This is a genomic window from Pelagibacterium sp., from assembly GCF_035555455.1.
Taxonomy (GTDB): Bacteria; Pseudomonadota; Alphaproteobacteria; order Rhizobiales; family Devosiaceae; genus Pelagibacterium.
This window is the reverse complement of the sequence record NZ_DATMGM010000031.1, coordinates 1-21892: the sequence shown is the minus strand read 5'-3', so window position 1 is coordinate 21892 and position 21892 is coordinate 1. Positions and strand designations below refer to the sequence as shown.

The 21892-nt window shown below is 62.7% G+C and carries 23 protein-coding genes and 1 pseudogene; 10 read left to right on the top strand and 14 right to left on the bottom strand.

The window, feature by feature from the left end; all coding sequences use genetic code 11:
- Window positions 1-4 precede the first annotated feature (4 nt).
- On the top strand, window positions 5-226 hold the full coding sequence (locus VNS12_RS05770; RefSeq protein WP_325486887.1) for a hypothetical protein: 222 nt from the start codon (window positions 5-7) through the stop codon (window positions 224-226).
- Between the two features lie 183 nt (window positions 227-409).
- On the opposite strand, the gene flaF is transcribed toward VNS12_RS05770, so the two are convergent.
- The 8 genes from flaF to VNS12_RS05730 all read right to left on the bottom strand — a co-directional run bounded on the left by flaF (window position 410) and on the right by VNS12_RS05730 (window position 7413).
- Window positions 410-763 carry a flagellar biosynthesis regulator FlaF gene (flaF, locus tag VNS12_RS05765; RefSeq protein ID WP_325486886.1) on the bottom strand — a complete coding sequence of 118 codons (354 nt, stop codon included), beginning with the start codon at window positions 761-763 and terminating at the stop codon, window positions 410-412.
- Window positions 723-1157, bottom strand: a complete 435-nt coding sequence (gene flbT / locus VNS12_RS05760; RefSeq protein ID WP_325486885.1) for a flagellar biosynthesis repressor FlbT — start codon at window positions 1155-1157, stop codon at window positions 723-725. The genes flaF and flbT overlap by 41 nt, the downstream gene beginning before the upstream one ends.
- 104 nt (window positions 1158-1261) lie before the next feature.
- Window positions 1262-2737, bottom strand: coding sequence for a flagellin N-terminal helical domain-containing protein (locus tag VNS12_RS05755; protein WP_325486884.1), 1476 nt, complete (start codon window positions 2735-2737; stop codon window positions 1262-1264).
- Window positions 2738-2911: 174 nt separating this feature from the next.
- Window positions 2912-4435 carry a flagellin N-terminal helical domain-containing protein gene (locus VNS12_RS05750; RefSeq protein WP_325486883.1) on the bottom strand — a complete coding sequence of 508 codons (1524 nt, stop codon included), beginning with the start codon at window positions 4433-4435 and terminating at the stop codon, window positions 2912-2914.
- 252 nt (window positions 4436-4687) lie between these two features.
- The gene (locus tag VNS12_RS05745) at window positions 4688-5038 is read right to left on the bottom strand and encodes a hypothetical protein (RefSeq protein ID WP_325486882.1); all 351 of its coding nucleotides are present in this window, start codon (window positions 5036-5038) and stop codon (window positions 4688-4690) included.
- A gap of 472 nt (window positions 5039-5510) precedes the next feature.
- A complete protein-coding gene (locus VNS12_RS05740; RefSeq protein ID WP_325486881.1) occupies window positions 5511-5978 on the bottom strand; it encodes a hypothetical protein in 468 nt (155 codons plus the stop codon).
- A complete protein-coding gene (locus VNS12_RS05735) occupies window positions 5975-6289 on the bottom strand; it encodes a rod-binding protein (protein WP_325486880.1) in 315 nt (104 codons plus the stop codon). The genes VNS12_RS05740 and VNS12_RS05735 overlap by 4 nt, the downstream gene beginning before the upstream one ends.
- Window positions 6289-7413, bottom strand: a complete 1125-nt coding sequence (locus VNS12_RS05730) for a flagellar basal body P-ring protein FlgI (protein ID WP_325486907.1) — start codon at window positions 7411-7413, stop codon at window positions 6289-6291. The genes VNS12_RS05735 and VNS12_RS05730 overlap by 1 nt, the downstream gene beginning before the upstream one ends.
- A 260-nt stretch (window positions 7414-7673) precedes the next feature.
- Here VNS12_RS05730 and VNS12_RS05725 point away from each other — a divergent pair, with 260 nt between their 5' ends.
- Together VNS12_RS05725 and dksA are read left to right on the top strand one after the other, a co-directional pair.
- Window positions 7674-8090 (top strand): flagellar assembly protein FliX, encoded by a 417-nt coding sequence (locus VNS12_RS05725; protein ID WP_325486879.1) that lies wholly within the window; start codon window positions 7674-7676, stop codon window positions 8088-8090.
- 113 nt (window positions 8091-8203) lie between these two features.
- On the top strand, window positions 8204-8623 hold the full coding sequence (dksA, locus tag VNS12_RS05720; RefSeq protein WP_325486906.1) for an RNA polymerase-binding protein DksA: 420 nt from the start codon (window positions 8204-8206) through the stop codon (window positions 8621-8623).
- 82 nt (window positions 8624-8705) lie between these two features.
- Here dksA and VNS12_RS05715 read toward each other — a convergent pair whose 3' ends face one another.
- A complete protein-coding gene (locus VNS12_RS05715; protein ID WP_325486878.1) occupies window positions 8706-10286 on the bottom strand; it encodes an ABC-F family ATP-binding cassette domain-containing protein in 1581 nt (526 codons plus the stop codon).
- Between the two features lie 186 nt (window positions 10287-10472).
- On the opposite strand from VNS12_RS05715, the gene VNS12_RS05710 reads away from it, so the two are divergent.
- The gene (locus VNS12_RS05710; protein WP_325486877.1) at window positions 10473-11411 is read left to right on the top strand and encodes a hypothetical protein; all 939 of its coding nucleotides are present in this window, start codon (window positions 10473-10475) and stop codon (window positions 11409-11411) included.
- Window positions 11412-11482: 71 nt separating this feature from the next.
- Complete coding sequence (locus VNS12_RS05705; protein WP_325486876.1) at window positions 11483-11734, top strand: GlsB/YeaQ/YmgE family stress response membrane protein; 252 nt, start codon at window positions 11483-11485, stop codon at window positions 11732-11734.
- Window positions 11735-12114: 380 nt separating this feature from the next.
- Here VNS12_RS05705 and VNS12_RS05700 read toward each other — a convergent pair whose 3' ends face one another.
- From VNS12_RS05700 to flgF, 5 genes are all read right to left on the bottom strand, one after another.
- Complete coding sequence (locus tag VNS12_RS05700) at window positions 12115-13608, bottom strand: carboxypeptidase M32 (RefSeq protein WP_325486875.1); 1494 nt, start codon at window positions 13606-13608, stop codon at window positions 12115-12117.
- A gap of 334 nt (window positions 13609-13942) precedes the next feature.
- Window positions 13943-14683, bottom strand: a complete 741-nt coding sequence (gene flgH / locus VNS12_RS05695) for a flagellar basal body L-ring protein FlgH (RefSeq protein WP_325486874.1) — start codon at window positions 14681-14683, stop codon at window positions 13943-13945.
- 69 nt (window positions 14684-14752) lie between these two features.
- Window positions 14753-15709 (bottom strand): flagellar basal body P-ring formation chaperone FlgA, encoded by a 957-nt coding sequence (flgA, locus tag VNS12_RS05690; protein WP_325486873.1) that lies wholly within the window; start codon window positions 15707-15709, stop codon window positions 14753-14755.
- A gap of 23 nt (window positions 15710-15732) precedes the next feature.
- Window positions 15733-16518 carry a flagellar basal-body rod protein FlgG gene (gene flgG, locus VNS12_RS05685; protein WP_325486872.1) on the bottom strand — a complete coding sequence of 262 codons (786 nt, stop codon included), beginning with the start codon at window positions 16516-16518 and terminating at the stop codon, window positions 15733-15735.
- Between the two features lie 18 nt (window positions 16519-16536).
- Complete coding sequence (flgF, locus tag VNS12_RS05680; protein ID WP_325486871.1) at window positions 16537-17280, bottom strand: flagellar basal-body rod protein FlgF; 744 nt, start codon at window positions 17278-17280, stop codon at window positions 16537-16539.
- A gap of 320 nt (window positions 17281-17600) precedes the next feature.
- On the opposite strand from flgF, the gene VNS12_RS05675 reads away from it, so the two are divergent.
- The 5 genes and pseudogenes from VNS12_RS05675 to VNS12_RS05655 form a co-directional block, all read left to right on the top strand.
- Window positions 17601-18086 carry a flagellar basal body-associated FliL family protein gene (locus tag VNS12_RS05675; RefSeq protein ID WP_325486870.1) on the top strand — a complete coding sequence of 162 codons (486 nt, stop codon included), beginning with the start codon at window positions 17601-17603 and terminating at the stop codon, window positions 18084-18086.
- Window positions 18087-18096: 10 nt separating this feature from the next.
- Window positions 18097-19191, top strand: a complete 1095-nt coding sequence (gene fliM / locus VNS12_RS05670; RefSeq protein WP_414693073.1) for a flagellar motor switch protein FliM — start codon at window positions 18097-18099, stop codon at window positions 19189-19191.
- Between the two features lies 1 nt (window position 19192).
- Window positions 19193-19609 (top strand): DUF6468 domain-containing protein, encoded by a 417-nt coding sequence (locus tag VNS12_RS05665; protein ID WP_325486869.1) that lies wholly within the window; start codon window positions 19193-19195, stop codon window positions 19607-19609.
- Complete coding sequence (locus tag VNS12_RS05660) at window positions 19606-20334, top strand: MotE family protein (RefSeq protein ID WP_325486868.1); 729 nt, start codon at window positions 19606-19608, stop codon at window positions 20332-20334. The genes VNS12_RS05665 and VNS12_RS05660 overlap by 4 nt, the downstream gene beginning before the upstream one ends.
- Before the next feature lie 69 nt (window positions 20335-20403).
- A pseudogene (locus VNS12_RS05655) lies at window positions 20404-21892 on the top strand (hypothetical protein); the annotation flags it as partial.

Below are 21892 nucleotides of genomic sequence, written 5' to 3'. Positions count from 1 at the left end.
GGCTTTGATCGAGAACGAACGTACCAAGCTCACTGCTAATTTTATGAACGCTGTGGCATCCGGGAGTATTCTCGTTGCGATAATCGGGCCGCTGGTCGGGATGGCGCTCGGAACCATGCCTGCTCAGGAGACTTGGAATATTGTCGGACTGAGCCTACTTGTTATCATATCAGCTATCGTGCTGCATTTTCTGGCCCGTCGGGTCCTTGCAGGATTGAAGGAATGAAAATGGAAACGCTGATCTTTTGGCTTTGGGCGCCGTTTGTCATTGGTATTGTGGGCCTGTTGGGCCTCTACATCACGCGCCGCGACCGCCGGCCGCATGATCCGGCGGAATAGATAGCGCACCAAAAACACACAAAGCCCCGGCAGTGACCGGGGCTTTTGTTTTTGGTCATGAGGCTATCGGTCAGCCGCCATTGCCGCGCAGGCCGGCGGAAATCTGGCGGTTGATGTTGATGAGGGCATCGAGCTTGTGCGGCTCGGCACCGTGCAACAGCTCATAGGTCTGGCCCATCACGAAAACGCCGAGGTTGGCGAGGTTCTGGCGGACAGCCGGGGGCAGGGGATGATCGTCTTTGGTAAGGGCGGCCAGAAAAATCGACCAGACCTTGCGGTTTCTGTTCAGCGCTTCGACGAGATCGTCCTGACTTTCGGGCCAGTTGTCGCGGACCGCTTGCAGGCGCGAGGCCAGCCGGGCGAGCAGATTGGCTTCGAGGTCTCTAGGGGCCGCAGTCTGTTGTGCGGTCCTCTGGTATGCCATTGCCCCCTGTTGCAGCATTTCCCAGCAGCTCCCCTTCGTATGCGATAAGCTTCTTTGCGGCTCTGAGAGCTTTGTAGAGATCGCCGGTTAATATCTCGTTGTTGATCGCATCGACATAAGTCAGAGTGGATGGGGCGGCGCGCACCATCTCGTTGATCAGCTCGAAATAGCTTTTGGTCAGCTTTTCGACGTCACCTTCCACATACATGATCTGGATGGCGAGATAGACCGCCTTGGCGGGGGTATCGGCGGTGGCCGCTGTCAGGATATCCTTTTCGCGCAGGATGGGTGCCTGGCCTTCGATAAACAGGCGGGTGCGCTGATCGGAATTGGTAATGACGCAATTGCCGACCAACAGCTTTTCGCCGGGCCTGAGTTCAACTTTCAACGCCATGATTCGCCCTCCGCAAATGGTGGGAAACTATGAAGTTTCGCCGGACAAATGAAAAGGGCGGCCATTAAGACCGCCCTTTTGCAGTATTGGTTTGCCTAAACGTCTTAGAACAGACGCAGCACGGCCTGATCGGCCTGCGAGGCCATCGACAGCGCAGTGGAGCTGAGCTGCTGACGGGTCTGCAGGGCGAGCAGATTGGCGGCTTCCTCATTGGCATCGGCCAGGGTGAGGTTGGACGCGCCGGTCTGCAGCGTGTTGATCATGTTCTTGGAGAAGTTCTGGCGGTTTTCAACGATCGACAGCGACGAACCGAAGGCCGAAGCCTGCGAACGGACAGAGTTGATCGCCGTCTTCACCTCGGCGAGGAAACCGTCGATGGTTGCATCGCTGTCGAAATCGGCTTCTTCCATGTTGGTCTGGATGCCGAGGGTGGCAGAGTTGATGCTCTTGGCATCCTTGCTCTGAATGTCGATTTCCGACGTGCCGGTCTCATTGAAGGTGATCTTGAGATTATCGCCGCGCAGCAGGTTGATACCGTTGAACGAGGCGTCGTCGGCCAGCTTGTCGAGCTGATCGCGCAGTTCGTTGTACTGCTTGGTCAGATCGGCGCGCACGGTGTTGCCACCGATCTTGGCTTCGCCCGAAACACCCGTCGGGGTGGTCGTGGTGATGTCCTGGGTCGAGAGGTTCTCGATGCGCAGCTTGCCGTTGTCGTTGGAAGCACGGATGGCCGTGTTGACGGAGGCGTTGTTGTTGATCTCGGAGACGAGAGCGTCAACGGTCTTGGCGACGTTGGTGTCGACCGCGGTCGGAGGCGTTGCCGTGGCAGCGGCGAAACCGGACGTACCTGCGGTGGCGGCGCCGCCATAAGCGACGGAAATGCCGACTGTGTTGTCATCAGCCGCCAGAACCAGCTCACCCGCAGAGTTCAAGGATGCCGTAACCTTCAGATCGGCGTTGCCGTTGATCGCGCTGATGAGGTCACCAACGGTTTCCACTGCGCCGGCGGTGGTGCTGAACGCGACTGTGTTGGTCCCGTCACCGATCGTGATCGTGCCGGCCGCGGCGGGCGAGGTAAAGCCTGCATCCGCCAGCGAGCTGGCGGTGGTCAGTTCGTCAACGGAACCGGTAACCGAAACCGGAGTGGCGGTATTTTCGGTGGTGGTCAGGTCGATCGCGAAGGCGGACGAAAGCGCGCCGCCCGAGAGCGAAAGCTGTTCGGTGCCGGCCGGCGTGTCGCCCAGAGCGATTGTGTAGGATGCCGTCTGGAACGACTTGTCCTGGCGGGCCTGACGGAGCGTCGAGGACATGGATTCCAGAGTCTTGGTGATGGCGGTGAGGCCATTGTCGGCGGCTTCGATGGTCTGGATGCCATTGGCCATCGAGTCCATCAGCTGGCTGATGTCACCGGCGCGGCTGTTGAGCGACGAGGCGGTGAAGAAGTTGGTGGGGTTGTCCAGAGCCGAGTTGACCTTGTTGCCGGTGGCAAGGCGGTTCTGGGTGGATGCCATCATGTTGGCGGTATTCTGGAGGGAAAGCAGGTTCGAGCGAACCGCCTTTGAAAGCGTCACGTCAGACATTGTAATCCCTTTCTAGGATTTACGCATTTACAGCACCTCTTCCTGAGGCGGCTGGCCTGACATTGCTGCGGGAGCTTCTAAAGAACGGTTAAATCGGATGCTTTCAATTGAATGAATAGAACAGAAAAAGGCGGGCCGAAGCCCGCCTCAAATTCCCGTCTATGAAGGGAGCGGTTATCCGAAGAGGCGCAGGACGGCCTGATCGGCCTGGCTGGCGAGGGACAGCGCCGTCTGGGAAAGCTGCTGGCGGGTTTGCAGGGCCAGCATATTGGCGGCTTCCTCGTTGGAATCGGCCAGGGTGAGGTTCGCAGCGCCGGTTTCAAGCGTGTTGATCATGCGCTTGGTGAAATCCTCGCGATTCTGCACGACCGACAGGGTCGAGCCAAGATCGGAGGCCTGCGCGCGCACTTCGTTCAGCACGTTCTGGAGATTGTTGAGCAAACCGTCGATATCGGCGTTGAGGTCGAGATCTTCGGGGTTGAGTTCGAGCAGGCCCAGATTGGCGACGTTGATGGCGCGGCCTTCGCCCTTGGAGTTCTTTGCCTGAATCTCGATGGTCGAGGAACCGGATTCGTTGAAGACAATCTTGAGCTGATCGCCGCGCAGGAGATTGACACCGTTGAACGAAGCATCTTCGGCGAGGCGGTCGAGTTCCGTGCGCAGTTCATTGAACTGGCGGGCGAGATTGGCGCGCACATCATTGCCATCCACCTCGGTCTGGCCGATGCCGCCATTCATGTCGCCATTGGTGAGGCCAGTGAGCGTGAGCGGGCTGGTCGACTGGTTCTCGATGCGCAGCTTGCCATTGTTGTTGGAGGCGCGCACCGCGCCCTTGAGATCGGGATTGGAATTGATGGCGGTGACCAGATCGTCAACGGTGCGGGGGCGGGTGGCGATGGTGCTCCCGTCACCGTCGGCAATGCCCGTAACGCCAGCGCCGGTGAGCGTGGCCGCGTAATCGGAAATGGAAATACCGGCGCTGCTGGTGCCCGTGTCGTTATTGGTGGTGAAGACGAGATCGCCGCCATCGACGGTGACGGTGGCCGCGACGCCGGCATTGCCGAGCTTGGAGTTGATGATCGCGGCCATTTCATCGGCGGTGACGGCGTCGGTATTGGCGACTGCGCCGGGAGAGGCGATGTCCGCGTTGGTGATGGTGATCGACACCGGGGCGCCGCCGTGAACGGCGATGTCGAAACTGAACTGGTTGCTGGTCCCCGACATGTCCACGCCAGCCGCGGTGAACGTGCCTGCTGAAAGTGCGGAGCGGGATTTGGTGAGGTCGATATCGAAATCGGCTCCGACGGGCAGGGCGCCTCCAGTGAGATTGAGCACTTCGTCGCCAGTGGGATTTGCCGCTGTGCTGACAGTGAAGCTCTGCGTCTGGAAGGAATTGTCCTGCCTTGCCTGGCGAAGCGTCGATTGCATCGACTCGATGGCCTTGGTGATGGCGGTCAGGCCGTTGTCGGCGGCCTCGATGGTGCGGATGCCGTTGCTCATGGCGTCGAGCAGGGTGCCGATGTCAGCGGCGCGGCCATTGAGCGAGGCCGCGGTGAAGAAATTGGTCGGGTTATCGAGAGCCGAGTTGACCTTCTTGCCGGTCGCCAGACGCTCCTGGGTGATGTCCATCAGACGGGAGGTGTTCTGGAGATGGAGCAGGTTGGAGCGGACCGCCTTGGACAGCGTGACATCAGACATCGATCGAAAACCCCCGTCCCGAAATGGGTTTGGCAGAATCACTCCTGTTAGGAGCGCGTTAACCATAGAGTGCAGCGCCAAGTGCTACCGAATGGTTAACAAATCCTGATCGGGCGGGCGGAAATTAACGAGTTCGGGCCTGACGCGCCTCCGAACCGAACAGGCGGTGTCCCCGTGTGCTGGAAACGCGCCAAGCCTTTGTTTTATCGTGCTTCTTGGGCGGAAAACTGGTTTGTTTTTCCTAGGAGCGCTCTAGACGGTGCGGTCGTGCAGCGTGAGGCTGGAGGCGGGAGGGCTCCAGGGCTCGGAGCGGGACGGCGGAAGGGTGGAACGCGCCTCGCCATCATTGAGCAAGGCAGCGGCGATCAGGCTGGCATCGAGCAGGGTTGCAGGCGCGACGTGGGGATCAATCTTTTGATCTTGCTGGTCTTTTTGATTCCGGCCGGGAGGAGGGCTTATCCGATATGGGGTGGGCTGGCCGATGGACGGGCCTGTGGAATCGTCCACGCGCAACGGATCGCGCCCGACCGGCCTTCCGGCGGGGCGGGACGTTCCGGCAGCGACCCCGACAAGGCCCTGCGCCGCTGGGTGGATACCCGACATCCGTTAACCCTTTTTCTGCGGAGGCGGCAAAATCTGCCGGGCAGGATATGCCGGATGGGGTGACGGGCGGGTTAGGCGAGGGGGAGAGAATTGATTAAAATACGCGGTGTTGGGGGCGTGGTGGAAACTGGTCCGGCGCTGCCGGCTGCTGGATTCCGGATCAGGTCCGGGATGACCGGGGTGGGTGGGGAAGGCGTGGTATGTCAGGTTTTGCCGTGGGTTGACGTTGGAGCTCAGCGTCGCCTCATCCGCCCCTGTGGGGCACCTCCTTCCACGAGGGGAGAAGGGGGCTGGTGGAACGTCGAGTTTGAGTCCTGGACGGTTGAGGTTCGGTCGGCGGAATGAGCCAATCACCAGCGTATCATCCCGGGCGAAGACCCGGGATCCAGTATGCGCTGGCGCTGAGGCAGGGTCGTGGGCGCTGCGAAAGGAGCCACCCTCGCCTCTGTGGGAGAGGGGCTGGGGATGGGGCTCAGAGGGCGCGGTTGATGGAGATGCCTTTCATGGCGTCTGGGGTGGCGGCGGGGGCCTGGCCGGTGGCGCCGTAGGTTTTGGGGCGGGTGGTGTTGCCAGCGGCGCGGGCCACGTCGGTCAAAAGAGTCTCGGTGACGGAACGGGCCGTGGCCAGAACCCGCAGGTTTTCGGCCATTTGGGTGGCAAGGGCTTCGTGACCGCGCCGCAGCGCCTCGACGCGCACGGGGGCTTCATCCTTGAGGCGGGGAGCAGCGCGCTGCACGGCGCGGGCCAGCGTGACGTAATCCTGCGCAAGCTGGGTCTTTTCGTTGGTGAGGGCCGTTGCATCGCGCATGTGGCCCGCCCGCAAATAGGTGGTTTCGCGGTTCATCACTTCGACCAGCGCGGAAAGGGCGGTCTCGGCGCGGGCGCACAGGGTTTCGGCATCGAGGTTTTCAAGCGCGGACAGGCGATCGGCAGCGGTCATCGTGTGTAGGCTCCGAGAGAGGAAAGGGGTGGAGTGGGCGTCAGCGCGCCCTGCATGTCGATAAGGGCGGCGACCATCTGGTCGGCGATGCCGATGCCACCGGCCTGGGCCATCTGGTCGGCATATTGCTCGGCCATCATGCCGCGCCAGGTCTCTTCGGCGTAACCGCCGCCGAACATGGAATCGGTTTCGAGCCCCTTGAACATTTCCGAGACGAGGGTGTTGAGAAACACGCCTTCGAGCTCCATGGCCTTTTCGCGCAGGCTGGCGGGGGCGGATTGCGGGGCGGTGGAGGCAATGGTCAGGGGCATCAGATCACCTCAATTTCGGCCTGGAGCGCGCCAGAAGCCTTGATGGCTTGCAGGATGGCGATGAGGTCGCGTGGGGAAATGCCCAGCGCGTTGAGGCCATCGACCAGCTGTTGCAGGGAAATGGATTCGGGGACCACGGCCAGTTGGGTGCCGTCCTCGGTCACATCGATGCGGGTGCGGTCCTCGATGGCCGTTTCGCCGAAACTGAACGGTTCGGGCTGCACCACGGTGGGATTTTCGGCGACGGTGATGGTGAGGTTGGCGTGGGCGATGGCCACGCTCGACACGCGCACGTCGCGCCCGATGACGATGATGCCGGAGTTTTCGTTGATGACGACGCGGGCCACCTGATCGGTCTGGATGACCAGTTGCTCGATGTCGGTCAACAGATCGACAATGTTGCCATTAAAACCGCTGGGCAGCGACAGGCGGACATTGGCGGGATCAGACGGAATGGCGACGGGCAGGCCGATCAGGTCGTTGATGGCCATGGCAATGCGGCGCGAGGTGGTGAGGTCGGGGTTCTTGAGCGACAGGCGTACGGAATGCTGTGCGCCAAGGGTGAAGCCGATCTCGCGCTCGACAAGGCCGCCTGAGGACACAAGCCCGGTGGTGGGAACGCCGGAGACGACGCTGGCGGCCTGTCCCTCGGCGGAAAAGCCGTTGATCAGCACTGAACCCTGCGCAATGGCATAGGCATCGCCATCGGCACCCAGCAGCGGGGTGACCAGCAAGGTGCCGCCGCGCAGGCTCGACGCATCGCCCATGGCGGAGACGCTGACATCGATGCGGGTGCCCTGAGTGGCGAAGGGGGGCAGATTGGCGGTGACCATCACGGCGGCCACGTTGGCAGTGCGCAGGGTTTCGCCGCGGGTGTTGACCCCCATGCGCTCAAGCATTGCTGTGAGCGACTGGCGCGTGAAGGGCGAATTGTTGAGGCTGTCGCCGGTGCCGTTCAGCCCGACCACAAGCCCATAGCCGACAAGCTGATTGTCGCGAATGCCCTCGACATCGACGATATCCTTGATGCGGGCCGGAGCCGCCGTGGCCGGAACCAGCGATGTCAGTCCGATCGCTGCGGCGGCAAGCACCGCCAATGTCCTGCGAAACAGTCCTGCTCTCATAATCATTCAATTCCCCGTTGCCGGTTGGAGCGCATTTCGTCCCCACGAAGGCGCGCCGCGTGTTGCTGAATATGGAGCGAAAACCGTGCCAGTTTGCGGAATTTGAGGTAAGCTATTGAAAGTGAAAGTGTTTTGTTAGGCGGGATGGGTTGAGTGTTGAGCGGGTGGGCAGGGATTGCCGGGCGGTTAAGGTAAAATTAACGCCTGGCGGCAAATTCTGCCGGTTAGCCAAGCATTAACCATGGGCGTTCGGAACCAGTATGCGGATCGACGGAACAGGGCGGATCATCACCGCGAACCGGCCCGGAGGGGCAGCGCGCTCCTCGGGCGCGACGTTCCGGCCCGAGACCGGACAGGAGCCGAATCGCTCGGCTCAGGCCGGAGCGCCGATGCCGGCTGCGGGCATCGATGCGCTGTTGGCCCTGCAAGCGGTGGACGACGCCACAACGGGGCGTCGCAAGGCTGTGCGGCGGGCCAATCTGCTGCTCGACGCGCTCGAAGAGATCAAGGCGGACCTGTTGGCCGGGCGGGTGGGGGAAGGGCGGCTCAACCGCGCCATCGCCCTGTTACAACAGGCGAAAACCCGGATCGACCCCGCATTGGACGCCATTGTTGCGGACATCGAGTTGAGGGTGCGGGTGGAACTGGCCAAGCTGGGGCGTTTTCCGCCGCTTTGACACGAAACTGTGTCACGGCCTTGTTAACAGCAGGGGCAGTTTCCAATTGCCCGCGACGACCTAGCCCACTATATAGGCGGCGACTTGGTTACCAAGGGGAGTGAGTCTTGACGATGTCTGTTGAAGCCCTTGTTGACGACTATCGTCCTACTGAGGACGAGGACTTCATGAACGCGCGCCAGCGCGAATACTTCCGCAGGAAGCTTAACGCCTGGAAGGACGAGATCCTTCGCGAAAGCCGCGAAACCCTCGACAACCTCCAGGAAGAGAGCACGAACCATCCGGACATGGCCGACAGGGCCTCATCGGAAAGCGACCGGGCGCTCGAATTGCGCACCCGCGACCGCCAGCGCAAGCTGATCGCCAAGATCGACGCGGCGCTCAAGCGGATCGATGACGGGACCTATGGTTTCTGCGAGGAAACCGGGGAGCCGATCGGACTGGCCCGTCTCGACGCCAGGCCGATTGCAACACTGGGGCTGGAGGCCCAGGAAATGCACGAGCGGCGTGAAAAGGTCTATCGCGACGATTGAGCAATCCGGCTGACGGATGACTGACTTTGCGGCCCGCTGGAGATGGACTCCAGCGGGCCGTTTTCGTTCTGGGGCGGAGCGTTCAGCCAAGGGCGATTTCGCGGGTGATGCCGATCGCATCCAGAAAGGGGCGGTCGTGACTGACGACGAGCAGCGCGCCATCATAGGCGGACAGCCCTGCCTCAACGGCTGAGATGGAGTCGAGATCGAGATGATTGGTCGGTTCGTCGAGAATGAGCAATTGCGGCGGGGTTTGCGTGCCGAGCACACAGGCGAGCCCGGCGCGCAGGGTTTCGCCACCGGATAACGTACCCACCATCTGAAGCGCGGCATCGGCGCGAAACTTGAAGCGGGCCAGGGCGGACCGGCAGGCATTTTCGTCGGAGCCGGGATTGAGGCGCAGGAAATTGTCGCGGATGGTTAGGTGCGGATCGAGGATCGAGACCTGTTGATCGAGGACGGCATAGGGCACGTGAACTGCAACGGAGCCCGCGAGGGGCCGCAGGGCGCCGGTGATGAGCTTTAACAGCGTGGTCTTGCCCGACCCGTTCGGCCCGGTGACAGCGACGCGTTCCGGGCCGGTCAGCGCGAGGGAGAAGGCCTTGAGCACAGGCGTTTGAGGGGCATATCCGGCGGTGACACTATCGAGATTGAGTACTTGTCGGGACGGAGGCAGGTGCGTGGGGGCAACGGTGACGGTGACCGGTTCGAGCACCTCGATCCGCTGGCGCGCGGTTTGGGCCTCGGCCTGCGCCTGTTCGCGCTGGCGGGTGGCGAGCCGGGCGTTGTCGCCGGCATGTTTTTCCGCATAGTCCTTTTCGCGACCCAAAATGATGCGGGGAATGTCATCGCGGGCCTTCTGGGCGCGGCCGGCGCGATCGCGGCGGGCCTGTTTTTCCCGCGTTGCCTGCGTCTTGCGTTCCACCTGGGCAATCTGGCGCTCGGCGGTGGCCAGATCGTGCCGGGCGGCAGCGAGCTCAATGGCTTTGCGCTCGCGATAGAGGGTGAAATTGCCGCCATAGGTGGTGGCGCCAAGGCTGGTCAGTTCGACAATGGCATCCATGGTATCGAGCAGTTCGCGGTCATGGCTGACGACCACCGCGCCGCCGCGCCACTGGGCCAAAAGCGCGATGACGGCGTCGCGTCCGTCGCGATCGAGATTGTTGGTCGGCTCATCGAGCAGCAGGAAATCGGGAGCGGAAAAGACCAGTGCGGCAAGCATGGCGCGGGTGCGCTGGCCGCCGGAAAGCGTGGCGAGCGGGGTGTGGGGCGTGGCATCCAGGCCGAAGCGGGCGAGGGCTTCCGCAAGCCGTGCTTCCAGAGTCCAGTCGGCCTCGGCCAGATCATCGGCTGAAGCGGTGCCGGCTTCGGCGCGGGAGAGGATGGCGAGTGCATCGCCGATGGCGAACAGATCGGCGAGGGTTTCGCCCGGCGCGGGCTGGAGGGCCTGACGCAACACGCCGATGCTGCCTTCGGTCCTGACCGTTCCCATAGAGGGCGCAAGCGGTCCGGCAATCAGCCGCAGCAGGGTCGATTTGCCCACACCATTGCGGCCCACGAGGCCGGTGCGCTGGCGGGAAAAGGTGAGGTCGAGATCGGAAAAAAGGGAGGTGGCGTCAGGCGTTGAGTAGCTGAGGCGAGAAAGAGTGATCTGTGCGGGCATGAGAATGGGCTTTCGGTCCGAGGCAAGGGGAGATTGCTTTCGGGTGGAAATCCATTCGGGCACACATCCTGTTGGTGTTGAGACTTGCTGAAAAATAGGCGCCATGGAAGAGAAGTCAAGACGCGCAAGGTTGTGCCGGGCGGCGGTTGCGGTGTACCAAGGGAGAGGAGGCGGAAAGAGGGACGCATGGACTGGCGAAGGGGACTGGCGCGGGCGGGATTGGCGCTGATCGCCGGGGGCATGGCGAGCGCGGGCGCAGCCATGGATATCAGCGTGGGGACGCAGGTGCGTCTCAATGCCGGTTATCTGTCGCTCAACCATGACGCATCGGGGCTGACGCCACCGGCGGGCGGGATGACGAGCTATGGCGATCCCACATCGATCCTGAGTTATGAGCCGCTTTATCGCGCCGATATCGAATTCGTGCTCAGCGGGCGGGGAGAGGATGGCTGGTTCGATCTGATCGCGGGGTTTCCCATCGCGGGCGGCGGCACTTTCGCTGATCGGGATTATGAGGCGGGGCAGGCGCTCTATTCGGAAACATTCAGCGATCTCGCGCTGGGCCACGGAGGCAGTGTCAATTTGCGGTTCGGGCTGCCGATGGAGGACGAACTTTTCTGGGGCGGGATGGCGGTGCGGCCCTATGTGAGCGCCGGGATGGGGCTGGAGCGTTCTGCGGCCAAGGGGCTGACCTGCGGGGCGGCGTGTCCGACCGGGGCTTTGCCAGCCAGCGTTACGGTGATCGGGCAGGATTTGTTCTCGGTATCGGCGGGGCTGGGCGTGTGGCTGGAGCAGGAGATTTCCGCGACAGAGGCGTTCGATCTGCGGCTGGAGGTGAGCGGCGACTATCTGGGCGTCTCCGACAGTCATTACCTGCGCCCCGATCTGGGGCCGGTGCCCAATATCGCCTATGATCTGGCGACGCTTGGAGTGCGGGCCGAGGCGGGTTATCGCGTGGAGATGGCCGAGGGTGTGCAGCTTTCGGCAGGCGCATTCGCCGGCGGGCAACTGGGCCTGGGGCAGGTGACGTTCGGGAATGCGGGCGGACCGCAGACCGGGCCAATCACCGCCTGGAGCGTTGCTGGCGAGGCCGGGGTGATGCTGGGGGCAACGGTTTCGTTCTGACATCCCGAAAATCGATTAGACTTTTCGACCTGATGGCCTAGACTTTTGCTCGAACAAAAGTGAGGGCCATCATGGGCGTCGAAAGTCTGTTTATTTTCCTGATCGTCGGTCTTATCGCAGGCTGGCTCGCCGGCAAGCTGGTCAAGGGCGGCGGATTTGGCCTGATCGGCAATATCGTTGTGGGGGTGGTCGGGGCGGTGATCGCCGGCTGGCTGTTCCCGTTTCTCGGGGTGAGCCTGGGGACAGGGTTTATTGCTGCGGTCATCCATTCGACGATCGGGGCGGTGATCCTGCTGTTTTTGCTGCGGCTGGTGAAGGGGTAGGCAACTGTCGCTGGCTGATCCGGTGAGCGCTGCGCCCCCTCATCCGACCGCTTCGCGGCCACCGTCTCCCACGAGGGGAGAAGGGTAAAAGGGGCAAGGCGGCAAGGGGGTTTTTGGCCAACGCTGGTGTTTTTCTTCCCTTCTCCCCTTGAGGGAGAAGGTGGGCTTTCGCGATAGCGAAAGGTCGGATGAGGGGTGTGCTGAGGGTGGTGAAGGCGTAAGGGCAGTCGTCTCTGGCTGGCTTAGCAGGCGCTGGGCACCCCTCACCCCCCCCCCCCCTTTCCCTCAAGGGGAGAGGGGGGGGGGGGCTTTTGGTGGGCGCTTGTGGCTCTTCCTTCTCCCCTTAGGGGCAAGGAGAGAGTGCTTAGCAGAAGTGACGCCTAACCGTACCGGCGCTTCAGGTGTTCGATATAGATATCGGGGTTGAGCGTTTCACCAGTCGCGCGCCTGAGCAGGTCGGGCGTCGAATAGCGGGACGCCTGTTGCCAGATGTTGTCCCTGCGCCACGCGTTGACGGCGGAAAAGTCGCCCTGGGCGATCTGACCGGGCAGATCAGGCAAAGCCTGTTCAATGGTGCGCCATTGCTGGGCGGCAATGAGGGCGCCGAGTGTATAGGACGGGAAATAGCCAAAGGCACCCGCCGGCCAGTGGACGTCCTGCATCGGGCCATCGGCGGGGTTGTCGATGGTCGACAGCCCGAGATAGGTGCGCATCTTGTCGTCCCAGGCCTCGGGGAGATCAGCCACCTCAAGGGTGCCACCGATCAGGGCCTGTTCGAGTTCGAAGCGCAAGATGATGTGGAGCGGGTAGGTCACCTCATCGGCATCGACGCGGATCAGGCCGCGTTCGACCTTGTTGACCTCGGCCATCACATCCTCGACATCCCAGCCAGCCAGCGCGTCATCGCCCAGATTCGTGGCGACGATGGGCATGGCCCAGGTCCAGAAATGCGGGGAGCGGGCCAGTTGCTGCTCGACGAACAGGGACTGACTTTCATGTATCGCCATGCCACGGGCCTGACCGACCGGCATGTGCGAGAGGGCGCGCGGCAGGCCCTGTTCGTAAAGGGCGTGGCCGGTTTCATGGAGCACGCCCATAAGGGCGGTGAGGAATTCATCGGTCCGGTAGCGCGTGGTCATGCGCACATCGGTGGGCACACCGCCGCAAAAGGGGTGGTGGGATACGTCGAGGCGACCATGGGTGAAATCGAACCCTAGCGCCTGCATCATCGATAGTCCCAATTCGCGCTGCTGGGCGATGGGGAACGGGCCGCTCACAGATTTGGGCGGGCGCGCTGCGTGACGGCGAGCCTGAGCATCGAGCGCCTGCGGGAGAAAATCGACAAGGAAAGTCTTGAGCGTATTGAGAACCGGTGCGACGTCGGCGACGCGATTGCCGGGGTCGTATTGCTCCATCAGTGCATCATAGGGGGCAAGGCCGAGGGCATCGGCGCGCATCTGTGCCTCTTCGCGGGCAAGGGCGACGACCCCTTCAAGCGCAGGCGCGAAACCGGCCCAATCGTTCTTGGCGCGCAGATCACGCCAAAGCTGTTCCGAGCGCATTTCGGCCTGAGCCTTGCGGCGCACGAAATCGGCGGGCAGGCAGGTGGCATTGGTGTAAACGCGGCGAAACTCGCGCAGTGAGAGCTTCTGGTCCTCGGAAAGCTCCTCGCTTTGCGCTTTGGCGAGCCACTCGCCAACCTTTGGAGCGGTCGCGGTTTCGTGGCGCAGGCCATAGAGGAACGCCACCGATTCCGCGCGCTTTTCGCCCCCGCCGACCGGCATGTTGGTCGCCTCGTCCGCTGAGAGAATGGCGATGGCGTGGTCGATGGATTCGAGCTGACGCCCAAGGGCTTCGAGATCGGCGTAGGACATGGGGAACTCCGGGAGGTTGTGGAACGGTTCTAGCGCGCGAGGAGATGGAAGAAAAGTCGGGGACACCCATCTGCGTGGTCATCCCGGCTCAAGGCCGGGACGACAGAATGAGATGTGGGAGAAAAAGAAAGGGGCGCAGCGGGGACGCTGCGCCCCTTTTTACCGGCCCGACGGGGAAGACGGGCCGGGAACCGGTTGCCGCAGAGTTTGGGGAACGGCGACCGGTTGGGGACTGGGTGCGGCAGGTTGATCATGCCACGGTGATAGGGACCGGACGGGCCGGGTGGTGGTGCCGGGTGGGGAGTGAGGGCAAGGCCTCACTCCTTGTCTGGTGTCAGAAGGGCAGGATGGCGTCGAGGATTTGCTGGCCGTAGCGTGGCTGCTGGACATCGGTGATCTGGCCGCGGCCGCCATAGGCGATGCGGGCTTCAGCGATCTTGGAGGAATCGATGGTGTTGTCGGAGCCGATGTCCTCGGGGCGGACGATGCCGGCAACGATCAGGTCTCGCACTTCAAAATTGACGCGCACTTCCTGGCGGCCCTCGATCACCAGATTGCCGTTGGGCAGCACCTGGGTGATGACAGCGGCGACCTGGGTGGTGAGACGCTCGGAGCGGCGGACAGAGCCGTTGCCGGTGTTGGAAACGCCCGAATTGGTGCCGATGGCAGCGTCGGCGCTCACATCGGCGGGGGTGATGGAATTGAAGATCGAGCCCAGCGCGCCGCCAAGTCCGGCCTGATTGGATGACGAGCGGGTGGCGGTGGTGGTGTTGCCGATCTGGGCGCTGTCATCGATGGTGACGATCACCGTGAGGATGTCGCCGACGCGGGCGGCGCGCTGATCCTTGAAGAACCCTCTTGCATCAGAGCGGAACAGTGAATTGGCCTGATAGACAGCGGGCTCGGCGGCGGGCATCGGCATGGAGACCGGCCGATAGCCTGCGGTGACTGTGGGATCGACGATGGGCGAGAGCGCCGGGGCGCGGCCCACATTGGCCAGCTTATCGGTGGTGGCGCAGGCGGCGAGAGCGCTGACAAGCATCAGGGCTGTCGCAAGCTTGATCAGAATGTTCATTTCAGTTTCCCCGTAAAATCGAATGTGTCCGGCGTCGCGCTTCCCCAAGCGCGGGTCGGAGGGTTGAGATCAGAGACCGGCGAGTTGTTGCGGGCCGGAGTGAATAGTGACGGTGCCGGACTGTGTCGCCACGCCTTGCAGCACCCGGTTGGTCATGGTGTTGAGTACGGAAACCGGCTGGTTGAGGCTGGCGGCGTTAAGCGCCTTGCCGGTGCTGGTCAGGGTCAGTGCGCCGTGCTGGTAAACCAGGGTCACCGCATCGTTGCGTCCGACGATCTGCGGCGCTGCGATATCGGCAGGCCGCACCATGACGCCGGCGCGGGTCTGGCGCTGCAACTGCATGCCGACAAGGTCCTCGATGGCGACGAGGCCGGAGGATTCGGCGAAAGCCAGCGGGATCATGCGCATTTCGATGTCGGATGGGCCCAGGATCGTGCCTTGGGGCAGGGTGCGCGTGAGATGCGGAGCGGCGATCAGCAGTTGAATCTGGCCGGAAATATCGAGAGGGCGATCGAGCCCGGACACCTCAAACCGCGCGGAAAAGGTGGACGAGCCGGGCATGTAACGCAAAATGCTCAGGGCAGCGGGCTGGGCGGCGTTGGCGGCGACCAGAGCAGGCAGCGGAGTATCGAGGGCGATATCCATATCCATGTCGGCATTGAGAATCCCGCGCTGGCGCAGGTCGGTCGCGATCAGATCGGAGAGCAGCGAGAGCTCGACGTCGACACCGGAGCGGGCGACGCGGATGCTATCGAGGCCGGCGGTTTCGAAGCGCTCGATGCCTGCGGATTGCAGGGCGCTGGCGATATCGTCAACGCTGAGAACGCCCGCCGTTCCCGGCGCGGGCGCGCGGAACACTGCCTTTTCGGCAAACAGACCCGCATTTTCGAACAGATCGCCGATGGTGACGATGGCGGAATGCACGGTGACATCGCCGCGTAGCAGCGGCTCGGCCTGCGCCATGCTGGCAAGCGCGGAAAAGGCGAGAGCCAGGCCGGTGTGTTTCAGGAGCGAAGCGAACATCATCGTTATCCTCTCGTAAGAGCCGATCAGCGCAGCTGGGCCGTTGCCTGGAGCATCTGGTCGGCACCGGAAATGACGCGGGCGTTCATTTCATAGGCGCGCTGGGCGGAGATCAGATCGGCCATTTCGGTGACGGCATTGACGTTGGCGCTTTCCAGATAGCCCTGGAGGAGGCTTCCCATGCCCTCGGTGCCGGGCAGGCCCATCTGGGCTTCGCCGGAGGCGGCGGTCTGGAGGAAGAGGTTGTCGCCCATCGATTCAAGGCCGGCCTTGTTGACGAAGCGCGCCATCTGGAACTGGCCGAGCTGAACCGGTTCGGTGCTGCCGTTGAGAAAGCCCTCGACGATGCCGTCGCGGCTGATGGAAACCGAGGTGGTGCCGTCGGGCACCACAATGCCGGGTTCGATCTGGAAGCCGTCAACATTGACGATCATCCCCGTCGCGTCGAGCTCGAAGGTGCCGTCGCGGGTGTAGGCGGTGCGACCATCGGGCAGGGCCACGGGAAAGAACCCCTCGCCGCGGATGGCCACGTCGTACTCTTTTTCGGTGGGGGCGACATTGCCCTGACTCATGACGCGCGAGGTGGCGGACACCCGGACACCCGACCCGATTTCGATGCCGACGGGCACCTGGGTGCCAGTATCGGAGGTCGAGGCTCCGGCGCGGCGGTAGGACTGGTAGAGCAGGTCCTGGAATTCGGCGCGCTGGCGCTTGAAGCCGGTGGTGCGCATGTTGGCAATGTTGTTGGAGATGACTTCGACATTGCGCTCCTGCGCGGCCATGCCGGTCGATGCGATGTAAAGAGCTTTCATCGATAAGATCCTTTAGGGCTATGCCTGCGCGTCGCCGAGACGCTGGATGGCGGTGCGGCGCATTTCGTCCTGCTTGTTCATGAGGTCGGCGAGCGAGGAGTAGGCGCGGGTGACGCGGATCATCTCGCTCATTTCGCCCACGCCCGAGACGTTGGAGCGCTCCAGCGCTCCCTGAACAACGCGGGTGGAGGCGGTGGCCAGCGGCGTGCCGTCGGAAAACATGGTGTCGCCGGTGCGGGCGAGGGCCTGGGGGTTCTCGAATTCGACAACGCTCAGGCGGCCCTTGTTTCCGGCGCTCGACGATACGGTGCCATCTGGCGCGATCGCGATGTCGGTTTCGTCGGCGGCAAACACGATGGCGTCGCCGCCATCGGAGAGAACGGGAAAGCCGTTTTCGGTAACGAGGCGTCCGGCAGCGTCGATCACGAACGCGCCGTTGCGGGTGTAGCGGGTGCCTTCAGGGGCCTCGATGGCGAAAAAGCCATCGCCTGACAGGGCAAGATCAAGCGGATTGCCGGTCTGGGTCATCGCGCCAGCACCAAGATCGTGCATGGTCGCCCAGTCCTGAACATAGGAAAGCTGCTGGCTGCCGCGCGGAAAGGTGCGATCGGCGGCGACCGGCATGATGTATTCCTCGAACAGGATGGCTTCAGCCTTGAAGCCGGTCGAGTTGATGTTGGCCAGATTGTTGGCCACCACATCCATCTGCCGCTGCAAGGCCATCTGGCGCGACAGGCCGATCAATTGCGCGTTGCCGATCATGCGCGTTTCCCCGTTACGTTCGCGTTTCGCTTCTGTGGGCAGGCCCGTTCCGGAAGCGCTCCGTTAAGACCCCGACTTCCCCAAGCCGGTGCCTTGCCAGAAACAATGCACGAGGCGTGCCAACTGATGAGTTTCAATAAAGTCAATGGGTTAGGCGGTATCTGCATCCGGGCTGGCCCGGCACATGGTTAACCGCGTGGAAAATATTGCCCGGCAATAACTGCCGCCCGTAGGTAAATCGTAACCATTCGTTAACCGTGTCGGGATTAGCTGGAAACGCGGCGAAAGCGCTGGAAACCCGGGGGATTCGGAAGGCTATCATGAGCGATGTGACCGAAACGGACGTTGGCGCCGCTGCTGGCCGCAAGGGATTGCCCAAGGTCGCGCTGATCGGCGGCGCGGCGGTGGCGCTGCTGGCGATTGCGGGCGGCGGGGGCTGGTTCCTCGTCCAGTCGGGCATGTTCGGCGGCGATCCGGCCACGGACGTCGCGGCGGTGGCCCCGGTGGCTTTTTACGACCTTCCCGACATCATCGTGAACCTCAATACCGGCGGTGGGCCGACGGAATATCTCAAGTTGCGGGTGGCGCTGGAAGTGCGCGACGAGGCCATGATCGGCCTGATCGAGCCGCGCATGGCGCGGGTGCTTGATGCGTTTCAGGTCTATCTGCGCGAATTGCGCCGGTCGGACATCGAGGGGTCGGCGGGCATCTATCGGCTCAAGGAAGAATTGCAGCGTCGCGTCAACCTCGCGGTCTATCCCGCGAGCGTGGACAACATCCTGTTCAAGGAAATACTCATTCAGTAGCGGGCGGACCATGGCCAGAGAACCAGGCACAAAACCGGAAGGCGGACTGGGCGAGGATTGGGCAGCCATGCTGGAGGCCGAAGCCGGCCTTGCCGACGACAACAGCATCCTCAATCAAGACGAGATCGACTCCCTGCTCGGGTTCGATGCGAGCGCCAGCACCAGTGTCGAACTGACCGGGGTGCGCGCGCTGATCAATTCGGCGCTGGTCTCCTATGAGCGCCTGCCGATGCTGGAGATCGCTTTCGACCGGCTGGTGCGGCTGGCAACCACGACGCTGCGCAATTTCACATCCGACAACGTGGAAGTGTCGCTCGATTCGATCACTTCGGTGCGGTTCGGGGACTATCTCAATTCGATCCCGCTTCCGGCGATCCTGTCGGTGATCAGGGCTGAGGAATGGGACAATTACGGGTTGCTGACCGTAGATAGCTCGCTGATCTATTCGATGATCGACGTGCTGCTGGGCGGGCGGCGCGGCACCAGCGTGGTGCGGGTGGAAGGGCGGCCTTACACCACCATTGAAATGGCGCTGGCGCGGCGGATGATCGAGCATATCCTTGAGGACATGCACAAGGCGTTCGAGCCGCTGGCACCGGTCAACTTCAAGCTCGACCGGATGGAGACCAATCCGCGCTTTGCCGCGATCTCGCGGCCGGGCAATGCGGCGATCCTCGTGGAGCTGCGCATCGACATGGATGACCGCGGCGGCAAGATCGAAATCATGTTGCCTTATGCGACCATCGAGCCGATCCGCGAGCAATTGCTGCAAATGTATATGGGCGAGAAGTTCGGGCGCGATCCGATCTGGGAAGGACATCTGGCCACCGAGATTTACGCGGCGGATACTGAAATTTCAGCGGTTCTGCACGAATTGAACCTGCCGCTGTCAAAAGTGCTCAACATGGCGGCAGGGGACACCATCATGTTCGACATGACGCCATCGGACCCGGTGACGCTGCGCTGCGGCGATGTGGACCTGACCAAGGCCGTGATGGGTCATATCGGCAAGAATGTATCGGTGCGTGTGACGCGCCCGCTCAATCCGCCAAAGGTCACGATGGCGGCATTCGAGGCCATGGAAGACAACGCGGAAGGCAATTGAAATGGGACTCCCGCTGGGAATGATGATCGAGGTTGCCGTTGCCGTTCTGCTGGCAACAACAATCGGTTACTGCGTGGTTCTCAATAAGAGAATCAAGAATTTGCATGCCGATCGCGCCGCGCTGCAGCAGATGATCGCCGATCTGGTGCAGGCGACCACCATGGCCAATGGGGCGATCAAGGGCCTCAAGGCGACCGCAATCGAGGCGGATGAACGCCTCAACCAGCGGCTCAATGATGCCGAGCGCTTTGCCATCGAACTGGCCAATCACGTCAATGCCGGGCAGGCGGTTATGGATCGGATCGCCAAGATCACCCAGGCGGCGCGGAGCCCGAACGATATGCGTGAGCCGAACCGGGCCGGGACTGCATTACGTACACTGGAAGAGCATCAGCGGCGGCGGGAGAACGTTGCGTGAGACAGATACGGCTGTTGCCCGTTGTGATCCTCGCAGCTTCCGCCTTGCTGGTCTTCAAGACCATCGGCATCGTTTCCGGCGGGGGGCAGCCTGTTGCGATGGCGCAGACGGCCGATGACGCCGCGACGCTCGATGGCGACGCGCTTGAGGCGGCTGAACTGGCGGCGCAGGCGCTTTACGATGCGCTGTCGTCGGGGCCGGAGGAGCGACAGGATATCGACACCTGGCGCGTGGGCGGGGGGGCTGGCCCGGAGCGGCTGGATGGAGCCAATCCGACGGAAGCGCTGATCCTGCAGCGGCTGGCGGAGCGCCGGGCGGAACTCGACGTGTTTGCGGGCGAGTTGGAAACACGGCTGGCGGTGGTCGAGGCGGCAGAGTTGCGGATCGAGCAGCGCATGAGCGAATTGAGCGCCATGGAAGCCCAGATCAATGCGCTGGTCGATCGTCAGGATGATGCCGAAGCTGCGCAGTTCGCGGCGATTGTCGCGATGTATGAATCCATGCGGCCCGGCGACGCGGCGACCATTTTCAACGATCTCGATCGATCGGTTCTCGTCCGGGTGGGGCAGGCGATGAGCCCGCGCAAGCTGGGGCCGATCATGGCCAAGATGGTGCCCGCCAAAGCCCAGGAGCTCACCGTGATGCTGGCCGAAACCGGGCCGACCGGACCGAGCCAGGTGGCGGCGCAGGACTTTTCCAACCTGCCGCAAATCATCGGACAGTGAGTGCAGCCCGGTAAGGGCATCTTAAGCGCTAATGCCTAGTGTGCCCGTTCAATCAGGGCGGCTGGCAGAATGCTTTCGACCACCAAGAACCGTGGACGCTCAATCGTTGAGGTCGCGAGGGTACTCTCGCTGGCCGTTTTTGTGCTGCTTGGCGGGCTGGGTTTTGCCGTGCCTGTCGAGGCCGACGAGCGTATCGTCTTCGAGGCGCAGCGGCATGACGATTATGGCCGCCTGATCCTCACATTTCCCGACCGGCTGATGCTGCCCGACCATTCGGTGGCGAGCGACAATGGCGTTCTGGTCATCACGGTGCCGGATGTGCCGATGTCAGGGTTTTTGCCCGATGTGGGCACGGTGCTGAGCGATTACGTCTCGGTGGCGCGGTTCGATCCGGACCGGACCAGCATCCGCATGGGGCTGCGGACGGCGTTTCAGGTCAACACAATCGCCGCTGGCGAGCAGCTTTTCATCGACCTGTTGCCGCTGAACTGGGTGGGATTGCCCCCGGCCTTGCCCGAGGACGTGATCGCGCGGCTGGCGGAGCGGGCCGAGGACGCAGCGCGCATTGCCGAGGAGCGCCGGCGCGCTGAAATGGTGCTCGAATACGACCCCCAAGCGACGATCCGCGTGGGAAAGCACCCAACCTTCTCGCGCATCACGTTCAACTGGAGCGTGGGGACCAAGGCGCAATTTCTCGAAGATGGAGACGTTGCGCGGGTCCGGTTCGACTGGCCGGTGCCGGTCGATCTCTACCCGATCCTGTCGGACAAGCCCACGCAACTGGGGAGGGTAGACAATACCGTTCTGGGCGCGGGCACCGAAATTACCCTCGCGATAGAAGACGGAGCCGAACTTCGCTTTTACGAGCAATCGAGTACCGAATTCATTCTCGACATCGACGTTCCGGGCGCTGGAGAGGCGGTATTCGACCTTGCGGCGGTGGCGGCTGCTGCGGATGTTCCGGCGATTGCGGCAGACGAAGCGGGGCCGGGAGAACCCGATAGCGCGGGGCGGCCGGAAACGGCCGAACTGGTGCAGCCCCATGTGAGCACGGTCGGCTCGACAGTGCGGGTGGTGTTCCCGTTCGCTGAGGATACGTCGGCGGCGGTATTCCGGCGCGGCAGCGTAGTGTGGATGCTGTTCGATACGCAGGCCCGGCTGGCGCGGCCCGACGCGCAATCGGAACAAATCCTGGGTGGGCTGGCCAGCGATTTCAGCCTGGAGAGTACGGGCGAGGCCTATGTTGTGCGGCTGGTGCTCGACGACAACCGGTTGGCGACGCTGGCCTCGGAAGGCCGCGCCTGGGTGCTGTCGCTGGGCGATATCCTGCTTTCGGAAACCCGCCCGCTGACGTTCGACCGCCGCAAATCGGCAGCCGGACTGTATGAAATGGTGACCGACCTGGAGCGCCCCGGTCGCGTGCATCAATTGCGCGACCCGGATGTGGGCGATATTCTCGACGTGGTGACGGTGTATCCGCCCGCCAAGGGCATTATCCGCAACCTCGATTTCGTGGATTTCAGGGCGCCGCGCAGCGTGCATGGGCTGGTGATCAAAC